Origin of the sequence: Mesorhizobium sp. 1B3, assembly GCF_050958605.1 — a bacterium.
Lineage (GTDB): Bacteria > Pseudomonadota > Alphaproteobacteria > Rhizobiales > Rhizobiaceae.
Map to the genome: position 1 here is coordinate 47,092 of NZ_JBJHDO010000016.1, position 15,431 is coordinate 62,522.

At 64.8% G+C, this 15,431-nt stretch carries 15 protein-coding genes; 6 read left to right on the top strand and 9 right to left on the bottom strand.

The window, feature by feature from the left end; all coding sequences use genetic code 11:
- Positions 1-92: 92 nt before the first annotated feature.
- Together hisC and ACCO56_RS29540 are read left to right on the top strand one after the other, a co-directional pair.
- Positions 93-1,196: a histidinol-phosphate transaminase gene (hisC, locus tag ACCO56_RS29535; RefSeq protein ID WP_433644521.1), complete on the top strand. Its 1,104-nt coding sequence runs from the start codon at positions 93-95 to the stop codon at positions 1,194-1,196.
- A gap of 7 nt (positions 1,197-1,203) precedes the next feature.
- Positions 1,204-2,142: a prephenate/arogenate dehydrogenase family protein gene (locus ACCO56_RS29540; protein ID WP_433644522.1), complete on the top strand. Its 939-nt coding sequence runs from the start codon at positions 1,204-1,206 to the stop codon at positions 2,140-2,142.
- Between the two features lie 189 nt (positions 2,143-2,331).
- On the opposite strand, the gene ACCO56_RS29545 is transcribed toward ACCO56_RS29540, so the two are convergent.
- Positions 2,332-3,327 (bottom strand): DUF2125 domain-containing protein, encoded by a 996-nt coding sequence (locus tag ACCO56_RS29545; RefSeq protein WP_433644523.1) that lies wholly within the window; start codon positions 3,325-3,327, stop codon positions 2,332-2,334.
- A gap of 77 nt (positions 3,328-3,404) precedes the next feature.
- Between ACCO56_RS29545 and ACCO56_RS29550 the strand changes: the two genes are divergently transcribed.
- Positions 3,405-3,965, top strand: coding sequence for a gamma-glutamylcyclotransferase (locus ACCO56_RS29550; protein WP_433644592.1), 561 nt, complete (start codon positions 3,405-3,407; stop codon positions 3,963-3,965).
- Here ACCO56_RS29550 and ACCO56_RS29555 read toward each other — a convergent pair.
- The 4 genes from ACCO56_RS29555 to ftsE form a co-directional block, all read right to left on the bottom strand.
- Positions 3,931-4,719, bottom strand: a complete 789-nt coding sequence (locus ACCO56_RS29555) for a lysophospholipid acyltransferase family protein (RefSeq protein WP_433644524.1) — start codon at positions 4,717-4,719, stop codon at positions 3,931-3,933. The two genes, ACCO56_RS29550 and ACCO56_RS29555, sit on opposite strands and share 35 nt — an antisense overlap.
- A 49-nt stretch (positions 4,720-4,768) precedes the next feature.
- Positions 4,769-5,452: a YdcF family protein gene (locus ACCO56_RS29560; RefSeq protein ID WP_433644525.1), complete on the bottom strand. Its 684-nt coding sequence runs from the start codon at positions 5,450-5,452 to the stop codon at positions 4,769-4,771.
- A gap of 142 nt (positions 5,453-5,594) precedes the next feature.
- Complete coding sequence (locus ACCO56_RS29565) at positions 5,595-6,590, bottom strand: cell division protein FtsX (RefSeq protein WP_433644526.1); 996 nt, start codon at positions 6,588-6,590, stop codon at positions 5,595-5,597.
- On the bottom strand, positions 6,583-7,242 hold the full coding sequence (gene ftsE, locus ACCO56_RS29570) for a cell division ATP-binding protein FtsE (protein WP_433644527.1): 660 nt from the start codon (positions 7,240-7,242) through the stop codon (positions 6,583-6,585). Before ftsE ends, ACCO56_RS29565 begins: the two co-directional genes overlap by 8 nt.
- A 437-nt stretch (positions 7,243-7,679) precedes the next feature.
- Here ftsE and hpt point away from each other — a divergent pair, with 437 nt between their 5' ends.
- The 3 genes from hpt (at position 7,680) to ACCO56_RS29585 (ending at position 10,767) form a co-directional block, all read left to right on the top strand.
- Positions 7,680-8,225 carry a hypoxanthine phosphoribosyltransferase gene (hpt, locus tag ACCO56_RS29575; RefSeq protein WP_433644528.1) on the top strand — a complete coding sequence of 182 codons (546 nt, stop codon included), beginning with the start codon at positions 7,680-7,682 and terminating at the stop codon, positions 8,223-8,225.
- Positions 8,226-8,282: 57 nt separating this feature from the next.
- On the top strand, positions 8,283-8,645 hold the full coding sequence (locus ACCO56_RS29580; protein WP_433644529.1) for a response regulator: 363 nt from the start codon (positions 8,283-8,285) through the stop codon (positions 8,643-8,645).
- Between the two features lie 190 nt (positions 8,646-8,835).
- Positions 8,836-10,767, top strand: a complete 1,932-nt coding sequence (locus ACCO56_RS29585) for a methyl-accepting chemotaxis protein (protein ID WP_433644530.1) — start codon at positions 8,836-8,838, stop codon at positions 10,765-10,767.
- Here the strand turns inward: ACCO56_RS29585 and ACCO56_RS29590 are convergent.
- The 4 genes from ACCO56_RS29590 to obgE all read right to left on the bottom strand — a co-directional run bounded on the left by ACCO56_RS29590 (position 10,734) and on the right by obgE (position 15,340).
- Positions 10,734-11,381 carry a nicotinate-nucleotide adenylyltransferase gene (locus ACCO56_RS29590; protein WP_433644593.1) on the bottom strand — a complete coding sequence of 216 codons (648 nt, stop codon included), beginning with the start codon at positions 11,379-11,381 and terminating at the stop codon, positions 10,734-10,736. The two genes, ACCO56_RS29585 and ACCO56_RS29590, sit on opposite strands and share 34 nt — an antisense overlap.
- Before the next feature lie 256 nt (positions 11,382-11,637).
- Positions 11,638-12,924, bottom strand: coding sequence for a glutamate-5-semialdehyde dehydrogenase (locus ACCO56_RS29595; protein ID WP_433644531.1), 1,287 nt, complete (start codon positions 12,922-12,924; stop codon positions 11,638-11,640).
- A 5-nt stretch (positions 12,925-12,929) separates the two neighbouring features.
- Positions 12,930-14,066 (bottom strand): glutamate 5-kinase, encoded by a 1,137-nt coding sequence (gene proB, locus ACCO56_RS29600; protein ID WP_433644532.1) that lies wholly within the window; start codon positions 14,064-14,066, stop codon positions 12,930-12,932.
- A 239-nt stretch (positions 14,067-14,305) separates the two neighbouring features.
- Positions 14,306-15,340, bottom strand: coding sequence for a GTPase ObgE (obgE, locus tag ACCO56_RS29605; RefSeq protein ID WP_433644533.1), 1,035 nt, complete (start codon positions 15,338-15,340; stop codon positions 14,306-14,308).
- Positions 15,341-15,431: the final 91 nt, after the last annotated feature.

The window sequence follows — 15,431 nt, forward strand, 5'->3', positions numbered from 1 at the left end:
TTCGCCCGACGATTTCCCGCCGGGAAATCGGTTCAAATCGAGCCAGAAATGGTCTAGACGCGTCAGGCATTTCTCTGACGGAAAGTTCTCCCATGGAAAAGACGCTGCGCCCGGAGCCCCGCAAAGGCGTAATGGATATCGCCGCCTATGTGCCCGGCAAGAGCACGGCCGCCGCCGGCGTGGAAAAAATCCATAAGCTGTCCTCCAACGAAAATCCGCTCGGCGCCTCTCCCGCCGCGAAAGAAGCGGTGCGCCGGATTACGGAAACGATGGAGTTCTATCCCGACGGCGCCGCCACGAGGCTGCGCACCGCGATCGCCGAGCGGCATGGCCTCAACCCGGCGAACATCATCTGCTCCAATGGTTCGGACGAGGTCATCGGCCTGCTCACCCAGACCTATCTCAATCCCGGCGACGAAGGCATTTTCACCGAGCACGGCTTCCTGGTCTACAAGATCTATATCCAGGCGGCCGGCGGCGTGCCCATCGTCGCCAGGGAAAGCCGTGAAACGGCCGATGTCGACGCGATCCTGGCCGCTGTCACGCCGCGCACGAAAATCGTCTTCATCGCCAACCCCAACAACCCAACGGGCACCTATCTGCCCCTCGAGGAAGTCCGGCGCCTCCATGCGGGTCTTCCCGGCAATGTGCTGCTCGTCATCGACGCGGCCTATGCCGAATATGTGCGCAGAAACGATTACGAGGCCGGAATCGAGCTCGTCTCTTCGGCCGAAAACGTCGTGATGACGCGCACCTTCTCGAAGATCCACGGCCTCGGCGGCATGCGCATCGGCTGGGCCTATGGGCCCGCCCAGGTCGTCGACGCGCTGAACCGGGTGCGCGCGCCCTTCAACGTCAACGCCGCCGCCATCGAGGCAGGCGTGGCGGCCATGGGCGACCGTGGTCATGTCGAGCGCACCGTGCTGCACAATGAGAAATGGCTGAGCTGGCTTTCCGAAGAGTTTCGGAAGCTTGGCCTTCGCGTGACGCCCAGCGTCGCCAATTTCCTGCTGATCCATTTCCCCGAGGATATCAAGCATTCGGCCGCCGCCGCCGACGACTATCTCCTGGCGCGCGGTTATATCCTGCGCCGCGTGGGCGCCTATGGCTTCCCGAACGCGCTGCGCATGACGGTGGGCAGCGAGGAGGCCAATCGCGGTGTCGTCGCCGCGCTGACCGAATTCCTGAAAGATTGAAAAGCAAATGTCCGCACCGCTGTTTGAAAAGATCGCCTTGATCGGCATCGGCCTGATCGGGTCGTCGCTTGCCCGCGTCATCCGGCGCGAGAATCTCGCCGGCCATATCGCCATCACCACGCGCAGCGCCGACACGCTGGCGCGCGCTGAGGAACTCAGACTCGGCGATTCCTACACGACCGACCTCGCTTCAGCCGTGGAGGACGCCGACCTCGTGATCGTCTCTGTGCCGGTCGGCTCGTCGGGTGCGGTCGCCGAGGCGATTGCGCCGGCGCTGAAGCCCGGGGCGATCCTCACCGATGTCGGCTCGACCAAGGCCTCGGTGATTGCCCAGATGGAGCCGCATGTGCCGGCGGGCGTCCATTTCATCCCCGGCCATCCGCTCGCCGGTACCGAAAAATCGGGTCCCGATGCCGGCTTCGCCGACCTCTTCGACAATCGCTGGTGCATCTTCACCCCGCTCCCCGGCACCGATCCGGAAGCGCTGGAGAAGCTCTCGCAATTCTGGCGACGCTGCGGCTCCAACATCGACACGATGGACCCGGGCCATCATGACATGACGCTCGCCATCGTCTCGCACCTGCCGCACATCATCGCCTACAATATCGTCGGCACGGCCGACGACCTCGAGGCTGTGACCAAGACCGAAGTCATCAAATATTCGGCTTCGGGTTTTCGCGATTTCACCCGCCTCGCCGCCTCCGACCCGACCATGTGGCGCGACGTCTGCCTGCACAATCGCGACGCCATACTGGAAATGCTGGCACGCTTCTCCGAAGATCTCGCCTCGCTGCAACGAGCGATCCGGTGGGGCGACGGCGAGAAGCTGTTCGACCTCTTCACCCGCACCCGCGCTGTCCGCCGTTCGATCATCGAGGCGGGGCAAGAGATCGACGCCCCCGACTTCGGCCGCCAGGCGATAGAGCATCCCGCTGCGGAGAAGTGAGACGAGGATTGGTCTTCGTCCGGTCGCGCGTTGCCCCTCACTGTCCTGCCGGCTTGGGTTTCGCCAGTCGCAAATGCCGATGATGGCGAAAGTCGTGATGATAGCGTCCTTCTCCCCGTATTACGGGGAGAAGATGCCGGCAGGCAGATGAGGGGCTTGCCCGAACGGTCAATCTTTATCCCGCCGGTATCACTCCACGGGCGGGATTTCTCCGAGCGGGATGAAGCCCAGCATGGCCCGCCCCTTGGTCACGACAAGTGGAAGCGCCGGTTCGCTGCCCAGCAAGGCAAGGCCGGCGAAACTGGAGTCTATCTGGCGTTTTGCTTCAGGAAAAACGCCGGAAAGCACCGCGGCCACGGCTGGCGGGTTGCGTAGCTTGATCATCAACCGCGCATCGATAAGCCCGTCGGCGGCAACCGAGACAGGGCCGCTCACCACCACGCCGCCTTCACCGGACGAAAGATCGAGACTGCGGATCTCGACCGAACGACCCCGCAGGCTTTCCTGTCCTGTAAGCAGCATCTGGATGCCGTCCTTCAGGCCGACGTCGCCGGCACCGTTCATGACCGGCAAGACCCGTCCCCCGGCGACCGCCGGATCGACCGCGAGCTCCTCGAAACTCAGCGCCCAATCGAGATCGGCACCATTCGGCCGGAAGTGGGTCGCGGCCTTGGTGGCGCTGAACAGCGGAATCGGGTCGGCATCCTCGGGATCGGTCATGCCCGACACGCCTTCGGCTTCCACCGAGATCCGTTCCGGCAGCGGCCTTGCGATCCGGGTGCTCCATCGCAGCTTGTCCCAGTCGATCCAAAGCGGCAGCAGGCCGGGAACCGCGACCCGCAGCGGGCCGTCGAGTTCGCCCACGGTCTTCGCCGGCTGGTAGACCTGCGCGGCCGAGCGGAAGCTGCCCGCGGCGGCGAAAATGGCGCGCGCTTCGTCCTCATAGCCGAGGCTGTCGCAGAAGATGCCGAGGCGGAACGGGAAGCCGCGAACGGTCAGATTCCCACATTCGGCCCTCACGCCATCCCTGTTCAGTCCGGCGATCGCGGCGCTGGCCTGCGCCGTCAGCCTGTCCGCGACATAGAACCAGCCCACGGTGTAGCCGCCGAACAGCAGGACGATGAAGGCTGCCAGCCACAGGAAGCGCCGGCTGAAATTCGTTGGCTTTGCGTCGCTTGACGTCATGCTGCGGCTCTCGCTAACCGTCGGGTCCCGCGGCCGGTGTTTCTCGAATGGCCGCTGCTTCGATGTGGCTTGGCGATATGGGCGATTTTTGGGTTTTTGGCTATGGCTCGCTGATCTGGCGGCCGGGCTTTGCTCATGTCGAGACGCGACGCGCCCGGTTGCACGGCTTTCGCCGCTCGCTCTGCGTCTATTCCTGGGTTCATCGCGGCACCCCCGAGCGCCCCGGCCTCGTGCTCGGGCTCGACCGCGGCGGCTCGTGCGTCGGGCTGGCCTTTCGCGTGCCGGACGAACTGCGCGACGAGGTGGTCGGTTATCTGCGCGAGCGCGAGCTCGTCACCAACGTCTATCTGGAGCGGATGCTTGCCGTGCGTCTCGACGGCGGCGAGACGGTGAACGCCATCTGCTACGTCGTCGACCGCAACCATGAGCAATATGCCGGCAACCTCACCACGGCCGACGCCGTGACGGTGGTCAAGGGCGCGGCCGGCCAGTCCGGCATCAACGAGGACTATGTGCTGAGCACCCTCACGCATCTCGAAGCTCTCGGCATTCGGGATCACTGGCTTGAGGAGGTGGGCAGGATGATCGGCTGGCAGCGGATCCCTACACCCGGGCGCCGAGCTCCCGGAGGCGCCTGACGGCCGATTCCGGCAGGGCTGGCGCGTTCTGCCCGCAGGCGACCGCCACCAGCAACTCGTCGCAGGCGGTTTCCGTCTCGCGGATCAACCGCTCCATGAACTCCTCCTTGCCGAGACCGGGCGGGATAGGCGGCAGGAAGCGTGCCTCGATCGTGCCAGGGTAGCGCAGGAACTTGCGTCGCGGCCAGTAGAGCCCGGCGACATGGGCGACCGGCACCACCGGCACGCCCAGGCGATGGTAGATCTCCGCAATGCCCCATTTGTAGGCGGGTTCGGCTCCCGGAGGGCGGCGCGTGCCTTCGGGATAGATGATGAGCTGGCGATCGTTGCGGGCCAACTCCGCTCGCGTCGCCGCCACAACAGCCTTGAGCGCCTTGGAGCGCGTGCCGCGATTGACCGGAATCATCCGCATCTTGAGGATGTACCAGCCGAAGAACGGAATCCAAGTGAGCTCTCGCTTCAGGATATAGAGCGCGTCCGGAATATAGGGCAGGAAGGCTATCGTATCGAGGAAGGACTGGTGCTTCGGCGCGAGTATATACGAGCCCTGCGGCAGGTTCTCCAAGCCGGTGACCGAAACCCGGGCGCCGGCGATCTTGTCGTAAAGCCAGAGGCTGCTCTTCACCCAGAATTTCGGCACGAGCCAGACCTGCCTGCGCTCCGCCAGGAAATAGTAAGGCGTCCAGAAGATCATCTGGACGATCAGGTTGAGATAGAAGGCGAAGTTGAACGCCAGTGAACGGAGATAGAGCATCGCCGGCTGGTTACACCAAGCCTGCGAAAAGGAAAACTGTTTGAACGTGCTATTGGCTGACGCTGACGGAAGAAGCGTTGACGACGGTCACCGGCTCCGGAGTGCCGCGGATCGGGATGACACCTAGCGCCAGCGCTGCCAGATATTTTGTGTATTCGGTGAAGAGCACGCGCACGGCGTCCGGCTTGGTCATCCACCCGCCATCGTCGGGTCGGCTGTTGACCACAGGATAAGGCAGCAGGTCGGTCGTGCCGATGTAACGCCGCATTTCCAGCAGGCTACGCGGCATGTGGTAGTTGTTCGTGACCAGGATGACCCGGTTATAGGCATGGCTGGTGACCCATTTGGCGCTTTCCCAGGCATTGCCGACCGTGTCGAGGGCGGCATGATCGATATCGACGCAGCAGGAGAAAAGCGCCTTGTCGCCGCCGGTCACCGCCTGCAGGTCGCGCAGGCGGGCGGCCGGATGGACGCCGCTGATCAGGAGCCTCTTTCCCTTGCCCGATTTCAGCAGGCTGACGGCGGCATCGATGCGCGACTGTCCGCCGGTCAAGACGATGATGGCATCGGCCTTGCCGGGATCTTCCGGCGTGGCGAGCCGGCTGACATAGGTCGCGAACAGGCCGAAGCCGACGGCAAAGGCCGTCACGGTCAGGAGGACGATCAATGCCGAGAGTTTGAGAGCGGAGGCGAATCTTTCCCTGCCCCGGGCCGACTTGGTCGGGGCGGGCATTCCCTCTCCTCCGGACATGGCCAATTCGGACACGTCATTCCCCTTCATGCGTTCATCGTTAAACTTGAAATGCGGCGGCGGATAGGATGTTTTTCATAATCTGCCCAAATCGCGTTACAGCCGGTCGTCATTCGTGATGCCCTCAGTGGTCCGGGTGCCGGCTTTCCATCTCCGCCAAATAGGCGACGACCGTGAAATGCGACGTGGCGGCCGTGAGAGCCGCGATGACCAGGACGATGAGCACCACCCCGGCGTAGCCCGCCGAGCCGATGGCGAAGTTGCCGAACAGCGCCGTCGCCTGATCCGCTTCGGGAGTAGCGAGATTCATCGACGACCAGAAAGAGAAAGCGATGAACACCACCACGGCGACAAACCCGCCCGCGGCGGCTCCCTTCATTCCGGTCAGCAGGAAATGGCGCCGGAATTCGGTGGCGATGAAGCGCGCCTCCGCACCCACGAAATGCAGGACCTCGATGATGTGGCCGTTGCCGGCCATGGCGCCGCGGGTCGCGAACACCACGCAGAGCACGGTCGCAGAAAGCATGAGGATCAGGACCGCCACGCCGATCGTGACGGTGGTGCGCGCCATCGCCACCAGGCGGTCGATCCAGGCGCGATGATCGTCGAGGGAAGCGGTCGGCAGCTCCGATGCCAGCAGCGACCGCATCGCCGCGAAGTCGGGCGGACTGGCAACGTCGATCTCGACGATGACCAGGCGCGGCACCGGCAGTTCGTCGATATCGAGATTGGACCCGAGCCAAGGTTCGAGAAGGCGCGACGTCGCCGCCCTGTCGACGATCCGGGTGCTCTTAACGCCCTGGAAGCCGGAAGCGATTCGCGCCGCCGCTTCGAGTGCCGCCTCCATGTCGAGGCCGTCGGCCGGCTTGATCTGGATCGTGGCGCCGCGCGCGATCTGATTCTCCCAGACGGAGGCCGAATCGCGCACCAGGGTGACCGCACCGAGCGTCAGGCAGGACAGGAAGGTCATGATGGCGATGACCAGCACGAGCGCCCGCCCCGCGATGTTCTGCTCGGGAACGATGGGCGCCATCTTGCGGCGCGGCGGCGACGGCATGTTGGCCACGGCAGGAGCCGGCCTGGCTCCGGGTGAAAGTGGCCGCTCGGTCGCATCAGTCATAGATCTCGAGCCTCCCGCCGGAGAGGATCATGCGGCGCGCATCGACCTGTTCCATCAGCCCGACATCGTGGGTAGCGATGACCACGGCCGTGCCCAGCCGGTTGAGTTCCAGGAAAAGGCGAAGCAGGCGTCTTGCCAGCGGCGGGTCGACATTGCCGGTCGGCTCGTCCGCCAGCAGTATCTCGGGCTGCTCGATCAGCGCCCGGGCGATCGCCGCGCGCTGCTTCTCGCCGCCCGACAGGACCGGCGGCAGAACATGCATGCGCTCGCCGAGGCCCACCCATTTGAGGAGCTCGATGACGTCGTTGCGGTAACTTACCTCCTCGCGCCCGCGCACGCGCAGCGGCAACGCCACATTCTCATAGGTGGTCATGTGGTCGAGCAGGCGGAAATCCTGGAACACCACGCCGATGCGGCGCCTGATCAGCGGCAGTTCGTCGCGCGAGATGCGCGACCGGTCCTTGTCGAAGACGGTGATCAGCCCGCGCGTCGGCTTCAGCGCCAGGAACAGGAGCCTGAGCAACGTCGTCTTGCCGGCGCCCGAGGGTCCGCTCAGGAACTGGAACGAGCGGTCCGGAATATGGAAGGAGATGTCCCGGAGGATTTCCGGGCCCATTCCATATCGCAGGCCGACATTCTCGAAGCGTATCACGTTTGCGTGGCCTTGAAGCTCTCGTGTGGTGGACGCGAAGTTCCTGTTTTTTTCATGGCGTCGGCGTCCGAAACCACATGTCGCCGCGTTTCCTGCCTTGCGCCGACACCAAACCGGAAGCGAGTTGCTCTGTCCGAAGTGATCTTCGCCATAGGCGGGGCCGGCCGCGGGCCCGGGCCTGCGCATTCCGACCATCGGCCGACATGGTTAATGATAGGTTAATCTGCTGGTGCGAAGCTGGACCAGCTCGAGTATGTCGCTCCGGCCGCGCTTGGCCGACGGGCCGATCCTTGTTACCGCCGGTGTCATTCTGCTCGACGCAATTTGAATATATCTGGAACAGCTCATCGCCGCCGGGAGAAGAATCGACTTTCCCCTTTGGCTCGAAGCCCCTAGAAGCGGGCCAATCCCCTTTCCGCACTTCAAGGAGAACGGCAATGCCGGTGGTACGAGGCAAGGATATCGAGGTTCTGTTCAGCGCCTCGGCGATCGCGCGCCGCAATCTGGAACTGGCCAAGGAGATCGGCAAGCGCGACTACCGGGATCTGCTGGTGATCGCCATCCTGAAGGGTTCCTTCATCTTCGCGGCGGACCTCATTCGCGCCATGCACGACACCGGGCTCTCTCCCGAAGTCGAGTTCATCTTCATCTCGAGCTACGGGACCGGCACGACCAGCGGCGAAGTGAAGGTGCTGCGCGACATCGACAACGAAGTTGCCGGGCGCGACGTTCTGTTGATCGACGACATCCTGGAGTCCGGCAAGACGCTTAAATTCACCCGCGAGCTCATGCTGCAGCGCGGCGCCAGGAGCGTCTCCATCGCCGTCCTGCTCGATAAGCACAGCCGGCGCCAGACTGCGCTCGAGGCGGATTTCACCGGCTTCGACTGCCCCGACGAATTCGTCGTCGGCTACGGCATGGACGTCGCCCACGCCTTCCGCGAACTGCCCTTCGTCGGTGTGGTCAAGGGCGACGCAGCGTAGCCTCCTGGTCGCGTCCGCTTTCAGGATTCGTCAAGACTTCCCGGCAATGATCGGGCCATGGCAAACATCCTGATCGTCGAGGACGATGAGTCCGTCCGTTCCTTCACGGCCCGCGCGCTTGCTGCGGCGGGCCATAGCGTCGAAACCGCCGAGGACGGCGAGGACGGGCTGGAGCGCATAGCCGGCCGTTCCGGCGGATACGACCTGGTGCTTTCCGACATCCGCATGCCCGTCATGGACGGAATCGAGATGGCCAAGAAGGCGGCCGGCGCCTATCCCGGCCTGAAGATCCTGCTGATGACCGGTTATGCCGAGCAGCGCGAGCGCGCCGCCGAACTTTCCGCGATCGTCGTGGATGTCGTCCAGAAACCCTTCACGCTCGCCCAGATCAGGCAGGGCGTCGCCCGCGCCATCGCATAGGCGTAGCGGCGGTTCAAACGCTGTCGTGCGAACGCAGGCGCTTCGCGCGTTTTAAGCAAAACTTTACCATACCTGCGCAACGTGCCGAGGAAGAGGAGTTGCGTGCCGGATCGGCAACACCGGCGACGCAGCACTTATGGGCACGGCTGCTCGGCCGTGGCTTTGTTTGGGCATCTTTGGGGGACGAAACTTGCTCATCACCAATCTGAGAATATCGAGAAAGCTGACGCTGGCATTTCTCGCCGTCGTCACCACGATCGTGGTGATGAGCGGGGCCGCCCTGTGGAACCTGACGCGGATCGGCGACGCCCAACGCGACGCAGAGAAATCAGAGCGCGTGACCCTCGTAGCCTTGCAGGCGCGCATGGCGATCACCCGGGTCGAGAACTCCTTCCGGGGCTGGTTGCTTTCGAACAACGACTACTATCTCGGCCGAATCGACAAGCATGAAGGAACCCTCAGGCAAAGCCTGGCGGAGCTAAAAGAGCTCGAGGCCGACAATCCGACAGCAGTCGAGCTGATTGACCAGGCCGAGAAGGCGGCCACCATATGGCGCAAGGACGTGGTTGAGGAGGGCAAGAAGCTGGCCTCCGACCCGCTCACCAAGCCCTATGCGCTCGCAATGGTCGCTCCCGACGGGACAGCCGACAGGTTGATCGCGCCGATCGAAGACGCGCTTGAAAGCCTGATTGCCGACGAGGCAAAGAAAAGCCAGGCGCTGACGGCCGCCCTCCAAGGGAATATAGGCGAAGCGAGGGCAGCCCTCGTCACCGGTCTCGGCATCGCCATGCTCATTTCGGTCGCGCTCGGCTTCATGCTGACGCGGATGATCGCCAAGCCGATCGACAGGCTGACCGCCGCCATGGGCCGCCTTGCTTCGGGCGACAACGAAACGGAAATCCCTGCGATCGGCCGGCGTGACGAGATCGGCCAGATGGCCGCAGCCGTGCAGGTTTTCAAGGAAGCCCAGATCGCAAAGGTACGGCTCGAGGCGGAGGCCGTCGATTCGCGTACCGCCACCGAAGCCGAACGCGCGCGGACGCAGGCCGAGAAGGAGCGTGAGGCCGCAGAGGACCGTATCGCCGTGGCCGCGATCGCTACAGGTCTGGCCCGCCTTGCCGAAGGCGATCTGACCTATCGCATCGCGGAAGACTTTCCGCCCAAGGCTGAACAGCTCAAGACCGACTTCAACAGGGCTATGGTCGAATTGCAGGCGGCGATGACGACGATCCATGGCTCCGTCGGCGCGATCGGCACGGGAACGGGAGAGATCACCCAGGCCGCGGACGACCTGTCACGCCGTACCGAGCAACAGGCCGCGAGCCTGGAGCAGACCGCCGCCGCGCTCACCGAAGTGTCGGAAACGGTTCGCCAGACTGCCGACGGTGCTCGCCAGGCGGCGCGCGTTACGGGAGAAGCCCGCGCAGGTGCGGAAAAATCCAGCGAGGTCGTGCGCGAGGCCATTACCGCCATGGCCGAAATCGAGAGGTCGTCCGAGCAGATTTCCCAGATCATCGGCGTCATCGACGAGATCGCCTTCCAAACCAACCTTCTGGCGCTCAATGCAGGCGTCGAGGCGGCGCGCGCCGGCGAAGCCGGCAAGGGTTTCGCCGTGGTAGCCTCGGAGGTGCGTGCCCTCGCCCAGCGGTCGGCAGAAGCCGCAAAGGAGATCAAGTCATTGATTTCGATGTCGACCCAGCAGGTCGAACAGGGCGTCGACCTCGTCGGCCAGACCGGCTCGGTGCTGGAACAGATCGCCTCGCAGGTGACGGAAATGAGCACGCTGGTCGGCGAAATCGCAGCGTCGGCCCAGGAGCAATCGACAGCGCTCGGCGAGGTCACGGTCGCGATCAACCAGATGGATCAGGTGACCCAGCAGAACGCCGCGATGGTCGAACAGAGCACGGCGGCCAGCCATTCGCTGGCCGGCGAGGCAGACCAGCTCGCCAGGCTGGTAGCGAAGTTCAGGCTAGGCATCGAAGCCGCGCCGGCAGCTTCCCGCCCGCTTGCCCGGCCGCAGCAAGCTCAAAGGACCGTCACCGCGCTCAAGACCATGCCGACAGGGTACGGGTCGGCCGCACTCGCCGCTCAGTCCGCTCCCGACGATTGGGAAGAGTTCTGAGACGAGCCTGAAACTTTCGAGGCGGCCCGGTCGGCCGCCTCGTTTCTTATGGCGGTGGATGACAGCGACGATCGCGGGCCGTGGATGAATGTCCAGGCCGGCGCGGCCATGCGGGCGAGCCGCGGCGCGTCGGTCTCGTCACGTCGCGCATGATCGAAGGTCTTGGCCACCACGGAAGACAGGAATGACAGTGTCGAGCCCGGGCGATCAATGACGGCGATCGGGAAGGTCATGACGATCTCGCGCCAGCGCTGCCACAGATGGAAATCGCGCAGGCTGTCCGCCCCCATGATCCAGACGAAATCGACCCCGGGGTTGCGCGCCTTGACCAGCGCCAGCGTGTCGGCCGTATAGCGGACATGGTGCGCCGCCTCGAAGGCGGTGACCTTGATGCGCGGATCCCTGGCGATCGCCTGCGAAAGCCGGATGCGCTCGGCGAGCGGGATGAGTTCCCTGCCGCTCTTCAGCGGATTGCCGGGCGTCACCATCCACCACAACTGGTCGAGCCGAAGGCGCCGAAGCGCGATCTCGGCCACAAGCGAGTGGCCGGCATGCGGAGGGTTGAAGGACCCGCCGAAGAGACCGACCGCAAGGCCGCGCGGCGCATGCGGCATCTTCAGATACCGCTGCTCGACACCTGGGAAGACCGATGCGCCGTCGCTCAAGGCAGGTCTGCCCCCTCACCCGGCCTCCGCTTCGCTCGGCCGACCTCTCCCCCAGGGGAGAGGGAGTTTTGGCTCGTCATCGCCAAGCTGGAAGTTAAGACAAGGCGCGAACGTTGCAGACCCCCTCTCCCCTGGGGGAGAGGTCGGCCGAGCGAAGCGGAGTCCGGGTGAGGGGGGCTCACGCTGGATGTGCTATCCAAGAAGCTCACGGCCTTGTCTGACCCGAGCCGCGGACGCGATATTTGAAAGAGGTGAGCTGCTCGACCCCGACGGGCCCGCGCGCATGCATCTTGCCGGTCGCGATGCCGATCTCCGCCCCCATGCCGAATTCGCCGCCATCGGCGAATTGCGTGGAAGCGTTGTGCAGCAGGATCGCTGAATCGATTTCGTTGAAGAAACGCTCGGCCGCGCCCGCATCCTCGGCCACGATCGCCTCGGTATGGTGCGAGGAATGCGTCTCGATATGGTCGATCGCCTCGCCAACGCCATCCACCAGCTTCACCGAGATGATGGCGTCGAGATATTCCGTGGTCCAATCGGCCTCGTCTGCCGGCTTTGCCGCCGGGAACAGGTCCCTTACCTCCTCGGTGCCGCGGATCTCGCAGCCCGCCTTGGCGAGCGCCTCGAGAATGGACACCAGATGGGTGCCGGCGACAGCGCGATCCACCAGCAGCGTCTCGGCCGCGCCGCATATGCCGGTCCGACGCATCTTGGCGTTGAGGGCGATCGGCACGGCCATGTCGAGCTTGGCGGAGCCGTCAATATAGAGATGACAGATGCCTTCGAGGTGGGCGAAGACCGGCACGCGCGCTTCGTCCTGGACCCGGGCTACGAGGCTCTTGCCGCCACGCGGCACGATCACGTCGATGTTGCCGCCGAGCCCTTTCAGCATCTCACCAACCGCTGCGCGGTCGGTGACCGGCACGAGCTGGATCGCCTCTTCGGGCAGTCCTGCCGCCTTCAATCCCGCGACGAGGCAGGCGTGGATGGCCGTCGAGGAATTGAGCGAATCCGAGCCGCCGCGCAGGATGACGGCGTTGCCCGCCTTCAGGCAGAGCGCGCCGGCGTCGGCCGTCACGTTGGGGCGGCTTTCATAGATGACGCCGATGACGCCGAGCGGCGTGCGGACACGCTCGATATGAAGGCCGTTCGGCCGGTCCCAGGCCGCGATGACCGCCCCCACGGGGTCTTCAAGCGCCGCGATGGCGCGCACCCCCTCGGCGATGTCCCGGATGCGGGCCGGCGTCAGCTTCAGCCTGTCCATGACGGCGGCGCTCAGGCCCGCCTCTTCGCCATTCCTCATGTCGATCGCGTTGGCCGCCAGGATTGCCGCTTCCTCGCGCAGAATGGCATCAGCCATGGCGAGCAAGGCGGCGTTCTTGATTTCCTCCGATGCGGTGGCGAGCGGTCGCGCCGCTTCCCGCGCCTTGCGACCGATATCGGCCATCAGGAGAACCGTGTCGCTGCCCGACCTTTCATGCCGCTTCAGCATGCCTGTCACTCCACCCTCACCGGCGCGGCCTGGCGGCTCACCACGAGATCGTCGCGATGGACCATGGCCGAACGCGCCTCGTAGCCGAGCACGCTTTCGATCTCGGCCGTCTTCAGCCCGGCAATCCTTACGGCATCCGTGCTGTCATACGCAACCAACCCGCGCGCGATCTCGCGGCCTTCGGGACCGATGATCGCAACCGTGTCGCCGCGCGAGAAACTGCCGCTGACCAGCGTCACGCCAGCCGGCAGCAGCGACTTGCCGGAAAGCAGCGCATCCACCGCGCCGGCATCGACCGAGAGCCGGCCGGCCGGCTCGAGCTGGCCGGCGATCCAGCTCTTGTAACCTTTCACCGGATTGGCGCTCGGTCGGAAGAAGGTGGCGCGCTCGCCGCGATCGATGGCCGAAAGCGGATTCGGCCGGTTGCCGAGCGTGATGATCATGGCAGTCCCCGCGGCGGTCGCGATCTTGCCGGCGTCGAGCTTGGTGCGCATGCCGCCGCGCGAGAGTTCCGACGCCGCCCCGCCCGCCATGGCCTCGATCTCCGGCGTGATGCGGTCGACCACCGGCAGGAATTTCGCTTGGCTGTCGAGTGCCGGCGGCGCCGTATAGAGCCCGTCTATGTCGGATAGCAGCACGAGGAGATCGGCACCCATCATGGTGGCGACGCGCGCGGCGAGCCGGTCATTGTCGCCGTAGCGGATTTCGGTCGTGGCGACGGTGTCGTTCTCGTTGATGACAGGAACCGCCTTCATCTTGAGCAGAGTCGAGATCGTCGCGCGGGCGTTGAGATAACGTCGCCGCTCCTCCGTGTCGCCGAGCGTCACCAGGACCTGGCCGGAGGTCAGGCCTTTGCGGCCGAGCTCTTCCGACCATGCGCCGGCAAGCGCGATCTGCCCGACGGCCGCCGCCGCCTGGCTCTCTTCCAATTTGAGCGCACGCTTGCCGAGGCCGAGGATCGTGCGGCCGAGCGCGATGGCGCCGGAGGAGACGACCAGCACGTCCGATCCTCCTGCGGCGAGCGCGGCGACATCCTCCACCAGCGAGGCCAGCCAATCGCGCTTCAGGCCGGAGGTACGGTCGACCAGCAAGGCGGAGCCGATCTTCACCGTGATGCGACGGTATTGCTTGAGAGACGTCATTGGCGCGTTCCGCGTGCATGGCCTACGGGAACCGGAAATGTTCCGGCCTCTCGACACCCCCCTCTGCCCTGCCGGGCATCTCCCCCACAAGGGGGGAGATCGGCTGTCGTTTGCGATGGCGCCCTTCCTGCGACGCCGGCGATTGGCGAAAGCGGACCTGAAGGCCAATCTCCCCCCTTGTGGGGGAGATGCCCGGCAGGGCAGAGGGGGGTGTCGTGAAGCACAGCCATCGAGCTCGCCTACACCTGCCACCGCTCATCCGGTTCAACCGGCTGCTCCGCCTCGCGGGCATCGTGGATCTCCGCGGCGAGCGCGCGCAGCGCCGCCTCGACGCCTTCGCCGGTGACGGCCGATAGCAGGACCGGCGCCTGGCCGGCCGCCCGTTTCAGCGAAGCGGCTCTTTTCTTACGCGCATCGGCATCGAGCGTATCGACCTGGCTGAGCGCGACAATCTCCGGTTTTTCCGCCAGACCGTGGCCATAGGCCTCGAGCTCGCCACGTATGATCTTGTACGCCTTCCCAGGGTTTTCCTCCTGTGCGGAGACGAGATGGAGCAGGACGCGGGTGCGCTCGACATGGCCGAGGAAACGGTCGCCTATGCCCACGCCCTGATGCGCGCCCTCGATCAGACCGGGAATGTCGGCGAGCACGAATTCGCGGGCATCGATGCGGGCGACGCCGAGGCCGGGATGAAGCGTGGTGAAGGGATAGTCGGCGATCTTCGGCTTGGCGGCCGTCACCGCGGCGAGGAAGGTCGACTTGCCGGCATTGGGCAGGCCGACGAGGCCGGCGTCGGCGATCAGCTTGAGGCGCAGCCAGATGGTGCGCTCTTCGCCGGGAAGACCCGGATTGGCCCGTCGCGGCGCCTGGTTCGTCGATGTCTTGAAATGCTGGTTGCCGAAGCCGCCATTGCCGCCTGCTGCGAGACGGAAGCGCTGGCCCACCTCCGTCAGGTCGCAGATCAGCGTCTCGTTGTCTTCCTCGTAGATCTGGGTGCCGACCGGCACCTTCAGCGTGACGTCGGCACCCTTGGCGCCGGTCCTGTTGCGGCCCATGCCGTGCACGCCGGTCTTCGCCCGGAAATGCTGCTGGTAGCGATAGTCGATCAGCGTGTTGAGCCCGTCGACGGCTTCGGCCCAGACATCGCCCCCGCGACCGCCGTCGCCGCCGTCCGGCCCGCCGAACTCGATGAACTTCTCACGGCGAAACGACACCGAACCGGCGCCTCCGTCGCCGGAGCGGATATAGACTTTGGCCTGGTCGAGAAACTTCATCGTCTTGCGGTCTTTCTGGAACGGACTTCCTCTAGCATTTTCCGATTCGCATTGAACAGGTTCGGTGATCGTGGTTTGAGCCGATATCTGC